Raw genomic sequence first — 17,440 nt, 5'->3', positions numbered from 1 at the left:
AAGGTAATTTTGAATTTTTAAAAATATAATTTACTACTTACAAGAATGATAGAATAAGGTGAAAATAGTGATGTGCGAAGTAGGGAGTAGATTTTAAATGAAAACGAGAATAGAAGAAATTTATAGTTCTTATGAAGGGAAAATAGAAGAGATTTTTATTAATGAATCTTCTTACGTATATGAGTGGGAAAAATTAATGATGATCCGGAAAAATAACGGTGAGCTTGAAAAAGTCGCGGTCGGTATTAGTGGAAATATAAGATTAGTAAATGTAGAAATTGGACAGGAAATTAGTGCAGATACATTATTAGTTAAGCTAGAAGACGATTTATTAATTACAGGTTGTGAATGATAAGAGATGTGTAGAAATAGCTACACATCTTTTTTGTTCCATATATTACAAAAGGCACATTGTTTTTTCACAAATCTCACACAAGTTTTTGATATGCTCTTTGTAGAAGGTAGGGTTAGGGAGGAAATGAAATGAGAACAAAGTATGTGATGATTGCTATATGTTTATTTTTTGTCTTTACGATTGTTGGATGTGGTAAGAAACAATCGGAGGCTGTGGCGATTGATGAGAAACATGATAAGTGTGATATTTGTCAAATTGGGGTAATGGATAATCAATTTGCAACAGAAATTATTTTAGAAAATGGAAAAGCATTAAAGTTTGATGATATCGGTTGTATGTATAAATGGATGGAGATGCATCCAGGCGAAAAGACAAAAGAAAAATTTGTTCGAGATTATGATTCGAAAGAGTGGGTTCCATTAGAAGATGCGACTTACGTATATGATAAAACGATAACGACACCGATGGCTTATAATGTTATTTCATTTGAAAATAAAAAGGATGCAGAAAGTTTTGTGTCTCACTATAAAGGGAAGGTTCTTTCGTATAAAGAGCTAGCTGAGCATAAATGGGAAATGAATAAAGAGATGATGGGGAACCCGAAAAAGGGAAATCACGGTGGGCATCATTAATAATAGAAAAAGGTAACTACATAAGTTGCCTTTTTCTATTATTAATCAGGTGTAAATATATAAAAGGTGTAAAATTTTTTGAAGAACGGTTACAATGGAATGTAGTAACCTAAAGCAATCATTTACCTACTTTTTAGAAATGTATACAAATGCGGCAAAAACGTGCTAAACTAATTGCTTCATAATGTTAATGATGAGGCCACCTGGCGTATCATTCCAATAGGTTGAGAAACATGGTATAAGTTTAAGATAATCCGATTCAAGAAGGAATATAAAGAGCTTATGGATAAATGTACTCAAGAAGAGTTATTGTATGTGATGGAGGAATGGTTAAGAAAACATTATCTTTCATAGGAGCTGTAATTGTGAGAAAACAAAAAATTTTATTATGCATGTTATTGGGACTTTTAATGACGGTAGTGGCTTGCGATAAGCAAGAAGAACCAGAATCTAAACCGGTTCATGTGAAAAACGAAAAGAAAAAAGAAACGCATAAAGAACAAGAAGAAGTTAAAGAAGAAAAAAGTATAAATTTAATGGACAAACAGTTGTTACTTTCTGCGACCCTTGGAGACACAGAAACAGCTATGAAGCTGATTAAAGACGGAGCCAATATAAATGTAGAAGGTGACAACGGAGAAACGCCTATCCTTGCAGCCACGTATCAAAATCATGTAGAGACGGTTAAAGCATTAATTGATGCCGGCGCTAATATTGAAGTCAAAGATGAGAAAAAAAGCAATCCATTTCTTTATGCAAGTAGAGAAGGATATACGGATATTGTAAAGCTATTAATTGCTGCAGGAGTTAATACGAAAGAAACGACTAGATCAGGTGGAACTGCACTCATTTCGGCATCTGAGCGTGGTCATGTAGAAGTTGTTAAAGAATTATTAGAGCATACCGATATTGATGTGAATTATAAAAATGACCGTGGTGGAACAGCTTTAGTAGAAGCGATTGTATTAGGAAATGGTAGTGAAAATCATAAAAAAGTAATTCAAATGCTTATCGAGCATGGTGCAGATGTAAATATGGCCAATAAGGAAAATATTACGCCGCTGCAGTATGCTGAAAAAAGAGGTTTTAAAGATATTGCAAATATGTTGAGGGTGGCTGGAGCGAATGAAGTAGTACAGCCGCAACTACAGCCGGTGGAATAACAAAAAGAAATAAAAAGAAAGCCGTATCCTTTTAAGGATACGGCTTTCTTTACAGGGAGATAAGGGATCAAAGAAATGATGAACTCTTATCTCTTTTATATGAGTAAAGGGTCTAGAACGAATATTGTCCTTTTCATTATTTATTTAATTCCATCGCAACTTGTTTACCATTTACGAAAACCTCTGCTACCGCTACTACAACTTCCATCACTTTTTTCATATCTCATCTCTCCTTGTTTTTTGTTTCATTTCTTACTTTCAGTATAAGGAAATGGAGTGATTGCAACCATCGAATTGGATGACAAGAGACTTACATTGTTGTAAGAAAAATAGATGCGTTTGTAATAATATTTTCTAACGATTGAATCCAGAAACCCTCTTTAAATAAGGGTATAATTAGAAACAAATGGATTTAGAAAGAAGGTGGGAATGAATAGAGCACTTGTTATTAGTTATATTCATGGAGAGATTAATAAGGAGGACCTTGTTTCTTTTCATTCTTTATTAAGCTAAATTTAAGAAATCGCTTTTATAATAAATCTTCCCTATACAGTTCAAAAATTTAAAGGGAAATCGTTGGAAATGAAAATACATAATGTAACTATATTCTTTTTTTTTGAAAAGAAGAGATGTAATAATAAAGAGAGTTGAAATATATTGTGGAAGGTGAGAACATGCGCTTACTTGTAGTAGAGGACAATGCTTCTTTATTAGAGTCTATTGTCCAAATCTTACGCGATGAATTTGAAGTAGATACGGCATTGAATGGAGAAGATGGATTATTTCTAGCTTTACAAAATATATATGATGCAATTTTGCTTGATGTAATGATGCCAGAAATGGACGGATTTGAAGTGATTCAAAAAATACGTAATGAAAAGATTGAAACACCAGTCCTGTTTTTGACAGCGAGAGATTCTTTAGAAGATCGAGTGAAAGGATTGGATTTCGGTGGAGATGATTATATCGTTAAGCCGTTTCAGGCTCCAGAATTAAAGGCGAGAATTCGGGCTTTGTTGCGCAGAAGTGGTAGTTTAACAACAAAGCAGACCATTCGCTATAAAGGAATTGAATTGTTCGGAAAAGATAAAGACGTTCAAGTAGATGGACAAGGTATTAAACTGACATTAAAACAATATGAGCTTCTAGAGTATCTTGTTCAAAATAGCGGAAAGATTTTAATGCGTGAACAAATTTTTGATCGTGTTTGGGGATTTGATTCAGATACAACAGTAGCGATTGTAGAAGTTTATGTTCATCATTTACGTAAAAAATTAGAGCCATTCGGTTATCAGAAAGATATTCAAACTGTTCGTGGTATTGGATATATATTAAAAGAACAATGAAAAAGGGGAGTATGTTTCAAAAAACACGTATTCGTCTAACTATATTAAATTCGTTAGTGTTTATCATATTGATAGGAGTATTAGGTAGTATTATTTATTCGTACACATATAAGCGTATTTATAATGAAGTGGATACATCCATAGAAAAAATGGTTCAGCATAGAGAGATTTTAGATGGTAAAAAACCGCCTAAAAAATTTAGGGGATATCTGCAAATTGGAGATCCAAGGATAATGAAGTTAACTTGGAGTGGAAAAACTGTGGAGATAGGTATCGAAAATCCAAAATTCCGTCTTATGTTTGAAGAAAACTTAGAAAAGTTTTCTCCAAAAAAGTTAGGGTCTTTGCAAGACATTGAAGTGCAAGGACTATATTTTAGAACATATGCTTTTCAAGAAAATGGAAAAATAATTCAAATTATACGCGATATAACAGCTGAAGAAGAGATGTTAAATACTTTATTTTTAATTCTTGTTATCGGCTGTAGCATAGGAAGTTTATGTGCAATAGGTATTGGATTCTTTCTAGCTGGCAGAGCGCTCGTACCTATTCAAAATTCATGGGAGAAGCAGCAGCAATTCGTTTCTGATGCATCACATGAACTAAGGACACCGCTTGCGGTTATTCAATCAAAAACAGATGTATTATTCCAGTCTCCATCCGCTACGATAGAAGAAAAAGCGATGGATATCTCCACAATTTCAAAGGAATGTAGGCGGTTATCGAAATTAGTTAGCAATTTATTATTGTTAGCACGCTCAGATTCTAATCAGATTGAGATGGATAAGAAAACATTTGTACTGGATAAATTGTTAGAAGAAATCGTCGAGCCATATAAAGAAATTGCTTCTTATCAAGAAAAAGCGATGATGTTAAAAGTAGAACGTGACATATCGTTTATGGGAGATAGGGAGAGGATTCATCAAATGATGGTTATATTGCTAGATAATGCGATGAAGTATACAAATGAAGGCGGGCATATTCAAATTGATTGCACACAAACGAGCGGTTCAATTCGTATACAGGTCAAGGATGACGGGATAGGAGTGAAAGAAGATGATATTCCGAAATTATTTGATCGTTTTTATCAGGGGGATAAAGCAAGAAGTAAGTCAGAAGGAGCTGGATTAGGTCTTTCAATTGCAAATTGGATTGTCGAAAAGCATTACGGAAAAATATCAGTAGAGACCAAATGGGGAGAGGGCACTTGTTTTGAAGTAATTCTCCCTAAAAATCAAAAAATATAAGTGAGAAGACGATCTTGTTTTTACAAGGTCGTCTTTTTTTAAGGGGAAGTTAAGGAACTGTTTATAACATGTATTATATACAGAAAGTTCGTCCTATAAAGAAGCGATTATAAAAATGTATTTGAGCAGATTATATCGATCATAATGTTATTTCGATTATGTATAGGGAATGATGGAAAAGAAAGTGTAAGAGGGAGGAATTAATTTTGAAAAAGAAAATGATGATGGTATTCACTATTGGAGTAATGAGCTTAAGTATATTAGGGGGTGCCTCTCCTTCTGAAACATCAAAAGGAGAGACAGATTACACGCAGCGTAGCAAAGAACAATTAAACAATGGAAAGATACATGCTGTGCATACAGAAGAAAAGGCGGAGAATCTAGGTATTGAAACGGAAGGGAAAGAACAAATTACGTTAGAAAAAGAAATTCATGAGACGGAAGTAGGAAGAGAAGCGAAGCAGCTAGGAATTTCGATTGAAGGAAAAGATGTTGGAACTCTTTCAGAAGAAATCTATGAAACAAAAGTGAAGCAAGAAGCGTTAAAGTTAGGCATATCTATAGAAAATACATCAATTGTAAATTTAATTAATCAAATTAATACGATTAAAATTAATGATGAAGCGGATAAATTAGGTATTTCGACAAATGGAAAAGGAATAGAGGACATTGCGGAAGAAATCTATGGAGCGAAAGTAAGAGAGGAAGCAGGGAAGTTAGGTATTTCACAAAAAGGAAAAGAGATAGAAACGTTAGCACAAGAAGTGTATGAACAAAAAGTACAAGAAGAAGCAAAAAAATATCATATTGATTTGTATGGTAAAGATATATATCAAGTATTAAAAGAAATTAATGAACAAAAAGTATTACAAATGGCAGATGAGCTTAATATGGATAAAACGAATATGAACGCTCAAGAACTAGCAGAAAAAATAGAAAAAGATCAGCCTGAAAAAGGAAAAGAACTAAATTTTGTACCGGTAATTCGCACGGATGCTGACGCGTTTTATTCTTATTTAACGAATTAAAAAGGGCGTGAGAGTGATACGGAAATTGAAGTGGTATATATGTATAGCTTTACTAGGTGCAGCAGTATGGAGTGTATATACAAATGGAATTCCAAAGTTTGTGGAGAGGTTAATATTTTCCAATATACAAAGCGGAAAACGAACGGAGTTTAGTAATAATGACGAAAAGATTATCTTATCGAATGTACCTTTAATTCAGCAATTACCAGAGTTGGATAGAGGTTGTGAAGTGACAAGTTTAGCGATGATGTTACAATATGCAGGCGTTTCAGTAGATAAAATGAAATTAGCAAATGAAATAAAAAAAGTTGATTTTATAGACGATGGTGTACGTGGGAATCCGAATGAAGGATTTGTGGGTAATATTTATACTTTTTCTGAATCCGGATACGGTGTATATCATGGGCCACTTTTTCAGTTAACAAAAAAATATTTACCGAATAGAGCCGTAGACTTAACGGGGAAGAGTATAGAAGAAATGTATAAGAGTGTAAAAGCTGGGAAACCGGTAGTTATGATTACGAATGCAACGTTTGCCCCATTAGATGAAGATGAATTTACTACATGGAAAACAAAAAGTGGGGATGTTTCTATTACGTATAATGAACATTGTGTTGTACTTGTTGGATACGATAAGGAATCTGTATATATTCGAGATCCACTCGATGATAGCTTAGATGTAAAAGTGCCGAGAGAAGACTTTGAAAAGGCATGGGTGCAAATGGGGAGTCAAGCGATTAGTTATGTAAAGAGCTCAAAATAAATTAGGAAGGATAGCTTTAATTATATAACTATAAAGTGACGGACAGAGGATTATAGAAGAGAAGTTTTAAGTGCTACTACTCATATTGTTTCTTAAATTAATCAAATGGTAGCAATAACGAAGAGGAGCGTTGGAGATACAAACGAAGTAACAAATACTATTGATGAAATTGTAGCGGTGACAAAAGAACTACAAGAAATGATTAGTAAATTTAAAGTATAATAATAGCAAATAAGTAAGGTGAAAATAATATCACCTTACTTATTTTTCTATTCAGCAATTAGGGGAGTTATTAATGGGATGAAAAAAAGAAAGAAACTATGGAATTTATGGAAAACGATTACATTGTTAGTGTGTACAGTTGTAATTTTTTCTTTACTCGTAACAGATTTTTTAATTAGCCATAATGTTGAACGAACGACAGAAGAAAGCCAGGCAGAGAAGGCAAAAACGATTGCACGTATTGTGGCAAATGATTCTATTGTAATTGATGGGTTGGCGGGGAAGGCAGATCCCTCCTTGATCCAAGGGTATACAAATAAGCTATTAAAGAGTACGGATGTTCAATTTATTGTAGTTATGGATATGAATGGAATCCGGAAATCTCACCCCAATCCTCAAAAAATAGGGCAACATTTCATTGGAGGAGATGAAGGAACGGCATTGAAGGGAAAGGAACATGTGTCGCTAGCAGAAGGAACTTTAGGGGTCTCTATGAGAGTATTTATACCGGTTTTTTCTGAAACAGGGGAACAACTTGGAGTAGTTGCGGTTGGAATTTCAGCAGATAATGTAAAAGAGCGAGTTAAGGAAAGTAGATATATTATGTATATCGGTGTTGGAGTTGGGCTATTAGTTGGCATTATAGGAGCGATATTGCTAGCTAGACATATAAAGAAAAGTTTATTTGGCCTTGAGCCGCATAGGATAGCGAAAATTCTTGAAGAAAGAAATACGATGCTACAATCAGTAAAGGAAGGGATTATCGCTGTAGATAAAGAGGCAAAAGTAACGTTGATTAATAATGAGGCAAAGCGGCTATTTAAGAAAAGCGGACTTAAAGACGACTTTATCGGTAAAGAGGTTGAATTGTATATGCCCAATTCACGTATAAAAGAAGTGCTGCAAACAGGAGTGGTACAATTAAACGAAGAACAAAATATTTACGGAATTACGATTGTTACGAATCGTGTTCCTTTATATGTAAAAGGAGAAATAGTTGGCGCGATTGCAACATTTCGTGATAAAACAGAGATTAGAAAATTAGCAGAGGAGCTAACTGGCATTAGGCTATATGCGGAAGCACTACGGGCACAATCTCATGAATTTATGAATAAGATGCATGTCGTGCTAGGGCTTACACATATGAAACAGTATGAAGAACTCCAAAAATATGTGAGTAGTATGGTATCCGAGCATCAATATGAAATTGGCGGGGTTATGAAAAAAATTAAAAACCCAGTATTTGCTGGTTTTTTACTAGGTAAACTTAGCTATTCTAGAGAGAGAAATATAAATTTAATTATAGGTGAAGATGCGTACTTACCGGAAATATATGATGAAAGTATTACTCATGAACTTATTACGATTGTCGGAAATTTAATAGATAATGCATTAGAGGCAGTGATGAATTGTGAAAAGAAACAAGTTGAAATCGGGATACAATATGGGGATACATTGACTATTACAGTACAAGATACGGGGAATGGCATAAAAGAAGATGAGATTGATACATTATTTACAAAGGGTTATTCCACAAAAGGAGACAATCGTGGATATGGTTTGTACCTTGTAAAAGAAAGTATACAACGAATAAATGGAGAGATTCACATTTCCTCATTGTTAGGAGAGGGAACAACAATAACAATTGAAATACCTAAAGGTAGGGATGAGAGGCAAATATGATTAAAGTTTTAATTGTAGAAGATGACCCGATGGTAGCGATGTTAAATACACATTATTTAGAGCAAGTAGGAGGGTTTGAACTTGTTCATGCCGCCAACTCAGTAAAATCGGCGATAGAAGTATTAGAAAAATCACAAGTAGATTTAGTATTACTTGATATTTTTATGCCTGGAGAGACTGGATTCGAGCTTTTAATGTATATTCGGAATCAAGAAAAAGAAATTGATATTATGATGATTTCAGCTGTACATGATATGGGGAGTATTAAAAAAGCATTACAATATGGCGTAGTAGATTATTTAATTAAGCCATTTACATTTGAACGATTTAAAGAGGCATTAACTATATATCGAGAAAAACTTACTTTCATGAAAGAACAACAAAAAATTAGTCAATCGGAATTAGATTCGTTAATTTTGCAAAAAGAAAAAAGAGAACCTACTGTCATGAAAGAGCTTCCGAAAGGATTAACGAAGCAAACGATGCAATTAATTTGGAAGAAGATCGAGTCGCTGAATGGACGAGAGTTTACAACAGATGAAATGGCGCAATTAGTTGGTGTTTCAAGAGTTTCTATTCGAAAGTATGTAATGTTTTTGACAGAAATTGGAGTATTAGAAAACGAAATGGTGTATCAACATGTAGGGAGACCGGTGAGTAAATTAAGATGTATTGACCAAAATAAAATAGAGTTTTACGTATAAGCGACTTATTATAAGTCGCTTATACTTTTTTTAATTACAAAATCAATTACAAAACTTACAAAAACTATTTTTACTATTGAAAGCGTTTTAATATTGTTATTAAGAAAACAAGGGGGTGCCATATGGGAATTCAAAAGAATGTGGAAGCGGTATCATTTTCTGGAGGAAATGAAGTACAAAGAGAATCTTTCGCTTCTAAAATTATGAATGTAAAAATCGGTGTTATACCTTTACCGTTATATGTAGTATTGGCTGCTATTATTTATGGGGCATCTGTATATAATAAATTACCAGCAGATATGATTGGTGGATTTGCAGTTATTATGATCATGGGTATTTTCTTAGGTGACATTGGGATGAGAATTCCAATTTTAAAAAATATCGGTGGTCCAGCAATACTTTCGTTATTTATTCCATCATTACTTGTATTTTTTAACTGGATGAATCCAGCTTCAATGGAAGCTGCGACTATGCTAATGAAAAAATCGAACTTTTTATATTTATATATTTCTTGTTTAGTAGTCGGAAGTATTTTAGGAATGAATCGTAAAGTATTAGTACAAGGTTTCGTTCGTATGTTTATTCCTTTAGTAGTAGGGACGTTAGCTTCTGTAGTAGTAGGATTATTGGTTGGTTCATTATTTGGATTTGAAATGAAGCAAACATTCTTCTTTATCATCGTACCAATTGTGAGTGGTGGTATCGGGGAAGGGATTTTACCATTGTCGCTAGCTTATAGTGATATTTTAAATGAATCATCAGCAACGTTTGTATCACAGCTTATTCCAGCGGCTATTATTGGAAATATGTTCGCAATTGTAAGTGCAGGGTATATGAAGCGTTTAGGTGAGAAGAAACCGGAGCTTAGTGGTAACGGTGTATTAGTAAAAACAGACAATCAAGCCGAGTTATTAAAAGAACAAAATACAGAGAAGCCAATTGACTTCTCATTAATGGGAGCAGGTTTATTAATTGCGTGTACGTTCTTCATCTTCGGAGGATTTGCTTCGAAGTTCATCGGTATTCCTGGGGCAATCATTATGATTTTCTCAGCAGCACTTGTGAAATACTTTAAATTAATGCCAGCAAAAATGGAGCAAGGAGCATTCCATTTATATAAATTCATTTCGAAAAATTTAACTTGGCCGTTAATGGTTGGATTAGGATTGCTATATATTCCGCTAAAAGACGTAGCAGCAGTTCTTTCAGTAGGATATGTTGTCGTGTGCGCATCAGTTGTTCTTACAATGGTAGCATCAGGTTTTCTTGTAGGGAAAGTGATGAAAATGTATCCAGTTGAATCAGCAATTGTAACTGGATGTCATAGTGGTTTAGGTGGAACTGGAGATGTTGCTATTTTATCAGCTTCAAATCGAATGGAATTAATGCCATTCGCGCAAATTTCGACTCGTTTAGGCGGGGCAGCAATGGTTGTAACAGCGACAATTTTATTAAAAATGTTTTCATGATCAAACAAGCTAGCTATATTCATATAGCTAGCTTGTCAAATTAAGGGGAGATTATAAGTATGTTAGAAAATCAAATTAATGAAAGATCATTGTTATTGCATAAAGAATTAGTAGGGAAAATTGAAATTACAAGTAAGGTAGAAGTAAATTCAGCGGATGATTTAAGTCTGACATATACACCAGGTGTAGCGGAGTCTTGCAAAGCAATTGCAGCAGATGAAGAAACAGTGTATGACTATACAGCACGCGGTAATATGGTGGCAGTTGTCTCAGATGGAACAGCGGTACTTGGTTTAGGGAACATTGGACCGAAAGCAGCTATGCCTGTTATGGAAGGGAAGAGTATTTTATTTAAGAAATTTGCGAATGTAGATGCTTTTCCATTATGTTTAGGTACGACTGATGTGGATGAAATCGTTACCCTTGTGAAAAATTTAGAGCCTACGTTTGCAGGAATTAACTTAGAAGACATTGCAGCACCACGCTGTTTTGAAATTGAAAAACGATTAAAAGAAGAGACGGATATTCCTGTATTCCATGATGATCAACATGGAACAGCTATTGTCGTTTTAGCAGCTGTTATTAATGCATTAAAAGTTGTTAGCAAACAAATGGATCATGTGAAAATTGTTATTAACGGTGCGGGTTCAGCAGGAATTGCAATTGGAAAATTATTATTAAAGGCTGGTGCAAAGCACATTACGTTAGTTAGCTTAGAAGGTATTGTTTGTGAAGGTGAAGCATGGATGAACGAAGCGCAAATTGAGGTTTCAAAAAAGACAAATCGAGAACATGTGCGTGGAACGTTAAAAGAAGCAATTCATCAGGCTGATATCTTTATCGGTGTATCTGCCCCTAATGTACTAACGAAAGAGCTTGTAAAGACGATGAATGAGAAAGCAATTGTGTTTGCAATGGCGAATCCAATTCCAGAAATTTTCCCTGAGGATGCATTAGAGGCTGGGGCAGCTGTAGTTGGAACTGGGCGCTCGGATTATGCGAATCAAGTAAATAATGTATTGGCGTTCCCAGGAATATTCCGCGGTGCGTTAGATGTGCGCGCGACTGATATTACAGAAGAAATGAAATTAGCGGCAGCATATGGGATCGCTAACATCATTACGGACGAAGAACGTAATGCGAATTATGTAATCCCGAATCCATTAGATAAAAGAGTTGTTCCAAGTGTTGCAGAAGCAGTAGCGAAAGCAGCCATTGATTCAGGTGTGGCACGAATTACAGAAATGCCAAGTTATTAATAGCTAAAAGCAGTGCCTAAAAAGGCACTGCTTTTTTGAGATAAGAAATCAAAATAATGAAGAAGTGTAACATTATTTATTTATGTTTCCTCATTATTTATTTAATTCCATTGCAACTTGTTTACCATTTACTAAAACCTCAGTTACTGCTACGATCACTTCTATCATTTTTTTCATCTCTCATCTCTCCTCGTGTCATTTCTTACTTTAAGTATAAGAGAAGAGAGAGACTTCAACTATCGAAGTATATGACGTGGAAATTACATTGTTGTAAGAAACTACTTTAGTTCTGTCACTTTACTCAGCAGTAATTACAAATTGATCATAATATCTTTCATTCATATATAGATTTAATAACCATAATCCAGATGAAGGCAGCGATATAGTGAGAGGGATTTCGTTTGTAGTAGAATCTATTGCATTTGAAGCAGTCCAAGTTTGTTTGGAATTTTCTTGTTGAAAGAGGACTGGTGTTGGCGTTACTGATCCTTGTTTTAGTGCAATAATAGAGAGTTTTCCAGTTGGCTTTTCAGGATCTAAAAAGTACCACATTATTTCATTTTGTTCATTTGAGATAATAGAGGTATCAGCCATTGCGATTTTTCCTTCGATGCCTTTTAAAGGTATTTTTCCATCTACGAAGGATTGGGCTTCTTCCCAATTTACATCTTTTAAAACACTAAGATGAAAAAAGGAAGGGGCGTTAATTTGAGCGGATGATGTTTCCAGTATTTCTTTTTTAGGTACGTTTGAATCGGGTTGCACTTGCGCACAGCCAGTAATGAGAAAGGAGAAAAGTAGCATAGTTCCGATTTTTTTCATGGTGCCACACTCCTAATTTTTATTGTTAGTGTAATTGTATTTGCTAGAAAGCGGGACAATTCCTTTAAAGTATAAAAAGAGGTCGTAAGTTTTGTACGACCTCTTTTGACATTTTCTATACTTGTTCAGTTGTAAAGGTTGGCTCATTCTCTTTTTGCGGCATCGTTAAGAAAATAACGGAAAGAATGATACATACGCCGCCTAATAATTGATAGGATCCAAAAGATTCATTTAGCCAAGCGATTGAAATGATGGCTGCTACAAGTGGTTCAATGCTAGATAAAATGCTTGTTTCTGTTGCTGCTAAATATTTCAGACTACCGATATAAAGAAGAAAAGAAAGAGTGCCACTTATGATGATTAAAATAAGCATCGAAAAAGTTTTTGGTGTAAAAGTTTGCGAAAGCTCATTCCATTCAAACGAGCGATTGCAAATAAGCAGGGCAATGCCGCCGATTAACATCCCCCATCCAATTACTACAATTGTTCCGCATTCTTTAATAAGAGAAGCTGGATGAAGGGTATAAAATGCAAATCCAATTGCTGTTAATAGGCCAAAAATAATGGCTTCTTTCGATAAAACAATATTTGCAATTGAACCGTTTGTAATAATAAAGTATGTCCCGGTTAGAGCGGTGACAATGGCTAGTATTTGCAAATAAGCAGGGAATTTCTTTTGTTCAAAGGCAACATAAATGGTAATAAGTACAGGACCTAGAAATTGAAATAGTGTTGCTGTGACTGCATTACTAATATGAACGGTTTCGATAAAAGCGTATTGTGCACCAAGCATGCCAACAATAGAGAAGATAATTAGTTGTATAAATTGTTTAGGGCGTTTCCAAATGTGAAATATATTTTGTTTTTTTATTAGTAAGAAAGATAAAATAAATATGCCTGCAAGCAACAAGCGAATTGTTAAAAAATCAATTGATGATACGTTAGTATGCTGAAAAAGCCACTGAATCATTGGACCAGATAACCCCCATAAGGTAGCTCCTGTAATAATCATAATGAGTCCAATACGTCTACTATTGTTCACTATCATGCATCTCCTCTCTAGTACTTGATTTTTTTATGTGTGACATGATAAAAGGAATTATATATAACTTCTGGTACTGTAAAAAGTATCAGATTTCAGTTTTAGTAAGGGGTCAGATATTATGTTAGAATTAACGCCGAATTTAAATGCGAAAAGTAAAATAGCATTGTATGTGCAATTGTATGAGTATATAAAAAAAGAAATTAAAGATGGAACGATTCCGGCTTTTACAAAATTACCTGCAAAAAGAAAACTGGCGAGCTATTTACAAGTGAGTAAGAATACAGTAGAAGCGGCTTACGAGCAATTACTTGCAGAAGGTTATATTGAGTCGGCATCGAGAAAAGGTTATTTTGTATGCAAAGTTGAACAAATGATTTATGTAGAAGGAAGCGAAGCGAAAGTAGAAGAAGTCCCGTTTCGGGAGGAGAACTATAAATTTGATTTTACCCAAACAGGGGTTGATACGAACACTTTTCCATTCACTATGTACCGCAAGCTTATAAATGATGTATGGCAGCCACATAATAATGAGTTGCTTTTTCTTGGACACCCTCAAGGGGAATTGAGCTTAAGGGAGGAAATTGCAAACTATTTGTATGAATCTAGAGGTGTGCGTTGTTCGCCGAGTCAAATTGTATTAGGAGCCGGTACGCAAATATTAGTAAAGTTACTGTTTCAGTTATTACAGGGAAGCTGTTATGCAGTCGAGAATCCAGGGTATCATAGGAAAATGGTTGCTTTTGAACAAGGAGAAAACAGAGTTCAAATGTTATCTTTAGATAGGGATGGAATTTGTATTGCAGATTTAGAAAATAGCGATGCGAAGGTTGTATTTGTTACACCATCTCATCAATTCCCATATGGAATGATTATGCCTATCACGAGAAGGATGCAGCTTTTACAATGGGCGAAGAGAGAAGAGGGTAGGTATATTATTGAAGATGATTACGATAGCGAATTTCGTTACTCAGGAAAGCCGATACCTGCACTGCAAGGATTAGATACAGATGGGAAAGTTATTTATATGGGGACGCTATCGAAAGCATTGTTACCATCGTTACGGATGAGCTATATGGTGTTACCGAAGAAACTAATTAAAACGTATCAAAAGAAATATTTATTTTATACACAAAGTGTTTCAAGAATGGATCAAGAAGTGATAAGAAGGTTTTTAAATGAAGGCTATTGGGAAAAACATATTCATAAAATGCGTGTCGTCTATCGGAAAAAGAGAGATCGACTCGTCTTTGAAATAGAGAAGTATTTCTCTAATCGTGTTGAGGTGATAGGAGAAGATTCGGGATTACACATTTTATTAAAAGTGCATAATGGAATGCGGGAAGAAGAACTAATTAAAGAAGCGGCAAAATATAGTATTAAAATATATCCTGTTTCTACGTACTACAAAGCTGATACTGCACCTGAAAATGTAGTTTTACTTGGGTTTGCGATTTTATCAGAAGAAGAAATTGCGCAAGCGATTCAACTATTAAATACAGCGTGGTTTAGAAAAAAGTAAAAAACATCCTCATACACGAGAGGATGTTTTTTATTATTTATTTTCATCTAAGAATAAGACCATATGCTCTTCGTCCCAATATTGTCCGTTATATTTTAATGAACGTTCTTGCACACCGAATGTTTTAAATCCTAATGATTCATAAAGTTTTTTTGCTCCATCGTTGCCAACAACAACATCAAGCATAACTTGTTCTACCTCTAAAGATTTAGCAAGTTCAAGACATTCTTTAATAAGTGCTTTTCCTGCTCCAAGTCCGCGTGCTTTTGGAGACACATATACAGAACCGATTTTAGCTTTATGTTCTTGTTTTACATATGGTTTCGTTTCCAGCGTTGCAACCCCGATTAATTTTCCATCTTTAAATGCACCTAGCGTATAGTTTTCATCTTGTGCTAATTTTTGTGCTTTATATTCAATCGCACACTCTTTATTAATAATATCTTCATAAGAAGAGCTGAAAGCTTCAGGATTTTGTTTTAATCCTTCTACACGAAGTTCTAAGTAAATTTCTGCCTCGTCTTTTGTTAATACATGGATATCCAATTATATCACCCTCCAAATCTTTGACAAATGTCTCTTTATTTTATATTGAAATAAGAATAATTTCAAAAGCCTAGCTTATATGAGCTGGTTTTATGAACAAAATAACACCAGTAGTGTTTACTACTACTGGTGTTTTCACACACTTATTATTCACAAGGTAGCTCGATTATAAAGTTTGTTCCTACGCCTAATTTGCTTGTTACTAGAATGGAACCGTTATGCAATTCCACAATTTCTTTTGCAACAGCTAGCCCGATACCTTTTCCTCCAGTAGCTCTCGTTCTGGATTTATCAACGCGGTAAAAACGATCAAAAATATGCGGGATATCTTCCACAGGAATACCTTCGCCTTCGTCTTGTACACTTATTGTAAAAGTATTTGTTTTCGTTAGTACACGTATTGTTATAGAAGTATTTTCTGGCGAATGCTGATAAGCGTTATGCAATAAATTTAACATCACTTGTTCCATGCGTCTTTCATCTATATACACTTCTAAATCTTCTTTACAGTATACATGAAGTTGCATTTGCTTATTAGTTAATGTTGTTTTTGTTTTTTCAACCATTCGCTCTAAAAAAGGCCTAAGAAGTACTTTTTGTTTTTTTATAACAAATTGGTGCTGTTCTAATTGTACAAGCATAAATAAATCTTGGACGAGATCGGTTACACTATCTGTTTCATCCTCAATGATTTGTAAGTATTCTTCTCGCTCTTCTTTCGTTAAAGAGTCTCTCTTTGCTACCTTCGCATAACCTTTCATATAGGTCAATGGAGTTAATAGTTCATGGGCGACACTAGCGAGAAATTCATTACGTTCTTTTTTCATATAAGTCAGTTCACTGGACAAATCTTCAATCGTTTTTGCTAAGCTTCCAAGTTCATCATTCCGTTTAATACCTAATTGAATTGGCTTATTTAATTTTGACATTTTTTCTGTTGCCCTCTTCATTTTTATAAGTGGTTCTGTAATAACACGAGAAAAAACAAAGACAGAAATAGTCGTTAAAATAATTGTCAAAACACTAATGATAAGAAATTGCTTCATGAGTTTAAGTAACATATTTTCTAAGAAAGATGTTTTTAATAACATATATAACTTTCCTTGAAACTCTGCTGTGTTAAGTGGGCTTACCGTTGTGATGAATTTTGATTTTTTCCAGTTCTTTTCGACGATTAATCCACCTTCTGGAAGAGTTTCTGTTTTACAAGTAAGCTGTTTTTGCATTGCTTTTGTTACAGGTTCTGAAGTGGAAATAATTTTGCCGTTATTGTCCGTTATAATGATAGCTATATCAGAGTTAGCAATTGCTTCTGATTCGACTAAGTGTTCAGCTTCAGTGTTGATATCAAACTCGGGGTATACAGCACGTTTAGGCCGTTTACTGTGTTCAGCGCTTTCTGTGAGTTTCTTTTCTTTAGAATATACATTCCACTTGGCGCGGTTTTTAATCATGCTACTATAACGATTACCTTTTTCTAAAAGAGCGAGAGTTTCCTCCTCAATCCGCATTTTTGAAATACTTTTGTAAAAAGAAACGAAAGCAATTGTTTCAATACATAAAGCTAATATTAAAAAGTATGTCCCAATTTTAAGTGAAAGTTTACTCATTTTCTCACCATACCTTATTTCATATAA

At 34.4% G+C, this 17,440-nt stretch carries 16 protein-coding genes; 12 read left to right on the top strand and 4 right to left on the bottom strand.

The genetic code is table 11. The features are described from left to right. Positions 1 to 97 precede the first annotated feature (97 nt). The 11 genes from DN410_RS24770 (at position 98) to DN410_RS24720 (ending at position 11,871) form a co-directional block, all read left to right on the top strand. On the top strand, positions 98 to 352 hold the full coding sequence (locus DN410_RS24770) for a hypothetical protein (RefSeq protein WP_149178437.1): 255 nt from the start codon (positions 98 to 100) through the stop codon (positions 350 to 352). A gap of 131 nt (positions 353 to 483) precedes the next feature. Next, positions 484 to 987 carry a nitrous oxide reductase accessory protein NosL gene (locus DN410_RS24765; RefSeq protein ID WP_149178436.1) on the top strand — a complete coding sequence of 168 codons (504 nt, stop codon included), beginning with the start codon at positions 484 to 486 and terminating at the stop codon, positions 985 to 987. A 290-nt stretch (positions 988 to 1,277) separates the two neighbouring features. Then, on the top strand, positions 1,278 to 2,150 hold the full coding sequence (locus tag DN410_RS24760) for an ankyrin repeat domain-containing protein (RefSeq protein WP_149178435.1): 873 nt from the start codon (positions 1,278 to 1,280) through the stop codon (positions 2,148 to 2,150). 674 nt (positions 2,151 to 2,824) lie between these two features. Further along, on the top strand, positions 2,825 to 3,496 hold the full coding sequence (locus DN410_RS24755; RefSeq protein ID WP_071710165.1) for a response regulator transcription factor: 672 nt from the start codon (positions 2,825 to 2,827) through the stop codon (positions 3,494 to 3,496). Then, complete coding sequence (locus tag DN410_RS24750; RefSeq protein ID WP_149178434.1) at positions 3,493 to 4,743, top strand: sensor histidine kinase; 1,251 nt, start codon at positions 3,493 to 3,495, stop codon at positions 4,741 to 4,743. The genes DN410_RS24755 and DN410_RS24750 overlap by 4 nt, the downstream gene beginning before the upstream one ends. A 206-nt stretch (positions 4,744 to 4,949) precedes the next feature. Further along, positions 4,950 to 5,771 carry a transporter gene (locus tag DN410_RS24745; RefSeq protein WP_149178433.1) on the top strand — a complete coding sequence of 274 codons (822 nt, stop codon included), beginning with the start codon at positions 4,950 to 4,952 and terminating at the stop codon, positions 5,769 to 5,771. 7 nt (positions 5,772 to 5,778) lie between these two features. Next, a complete protein-coding gene (locus DN410_RS24740; RefSeq protein ID WP_149178432.1) occupies positions 5,779 to 6,534 on the top strand; it encodes a C39 family peptidase in 756 nt (251 codons plus the stop codon). 300 nt (positions 6,535 to 6,834) lie between these two features. After that, a complete protein-coding gene (locus DN410_RS24735; RefSeq protein WP_149178431.1) occupies positions 6,835 to 8,439 on the top strand; it encodes a sensor histidine kinase in 1,605 nt (534 codons plus the stop codon). Further along, positions 8,436 to 9,143 (top strand): response regulator, encoded by a 708-nt coding sequence (locus tag DN410_RS24730; protein ID WP_149178430.1) that lies wholly within the window; start codon positions 8,436 to 8,438, stop codon positions 9,141 to 9,143. The genes DN410_RS24735 and DN410_RS24730 overlap by 4 nt, the downstream gene beginning before the upstream one ends. Positions 9,144 to 9,265: 122 nt before the next feature. Beyond that, positions 9,266 to 10,612 (top strand): 2-hydroxycarboxylate transporter family protein, encoded by a 1,347-nt coding sequence (locus DN410_RS24725; protein WP_074540599.1) that lies wholly within the window; start codon positions 9,266 to 9,268, stop codon positions 10,610 to 10,612. A gap of 59 nt (positions 10,613 to 10,671) precedes the next feature. Next, the gene (locus DN410_RS24720; RefSeq protein ID WP_149178429.1) at positions 10,672 to 11,871 is read left to right on the top strand and encodes an NAD(P)-dependent malic enzyme; all 1,200 of its coding nucleotides are present in this window, start codon (positions 10,672 to 10,674) and stop codon (positions 11,869 to 11,871) included. Between the two features lie 297 nt (positions 11,872 to 12,168). Here the strand turns inward: DN410_RS24720 and DN410_RS24715 are convergent, their stop codons facing one another. Both DN410_RS24715 and DN410_RS24710 read right to left on the bottom strand, forming a co-directional pair. Then, a complete protein-coding gene (locus DN410_RS24715) occupies positions 12,169 to 12,693 on the bottom strand; it encodes a DUF4871 domain-containing protein (protein ID WP_149178428.1) in 525 nt (174 codons plus the stop codon). Between the two features lie 115 nt (positions 12,694 to 12,808). After that, the gene (locus DN410_RS24710) at positions 12,809 to 13,735 is read right to left on the bottom strand and encodes a DMT family transporter (protein ID WP_149178427.1); all 927 of its coding nucleotides are present in this window, start codon (positions 13,733 to 13,735) and stop codon (positions 12,809 to 12,811) included. 121 nt (positions 13,736 to 13,856) lie between these two features. On the opposite strand from DN410_RS24710, the gene pdxR reads away from it, so the two are divergent. Next, on the top strand, positions 13,857 to 15,257 hold the full coding sequence (gene pdxR, locus DN410_RS24705; RefSeq protein ID WP_149178426.1) for a MocR-like pyridoxine biosynthesis transcription factor PdxR: 1,401 nt from the start codon (positions 13,857 to 13,859) through the stop codon (positions 15,255 to 15,257). Positions 15,258 to 15,290: 33 nt separating this feature from the next. Here pdxR and DN410_RS24700 read toward each other — a convergent pair whose 3' ends face one another. Further along, on the bottom strand, positions 15,291 to 15,803 hold the full coding sequence (locus DN410_RS24700) for a GNAT family N-acetyltransferase (RefSeq protein WP_000351212.1): 513 nt from the start codon (positions 15,801 to 15,803) through the stop codon (positions 15,291 to 15,293). Between the two features lie 146 nt (positions 15,804 to 15,949). Further along, complete coding sequence (locus DN410_RS24695) at positions 15,950 to 17,413, bottom strand: sensor histidine kinase (RefSeq protein WP_149178425.1); 1,464 nt, start codon at positions 17,411 to 17,413, stop codon at positions 15,950 to 15,952. Between the last annotated feature and the right edge of the window lie 27 nt (positions 17,414 to 17,440).

It is taken from the genome of Bacillus sp. SH5-2, from assembly GCF_008368905.1.
In the GTDB taxonomy this organism is placed as follows: Bacteria; Bacillota; Bacilli; order Bacillales; family Bacillaceae_G; genus Bacillus_A; species Bacillus_A luti.
Note: the sequence above shows the minus strand (reverse complement) of the source record. Positions and strands in the feature narration are given on the sequence as shown.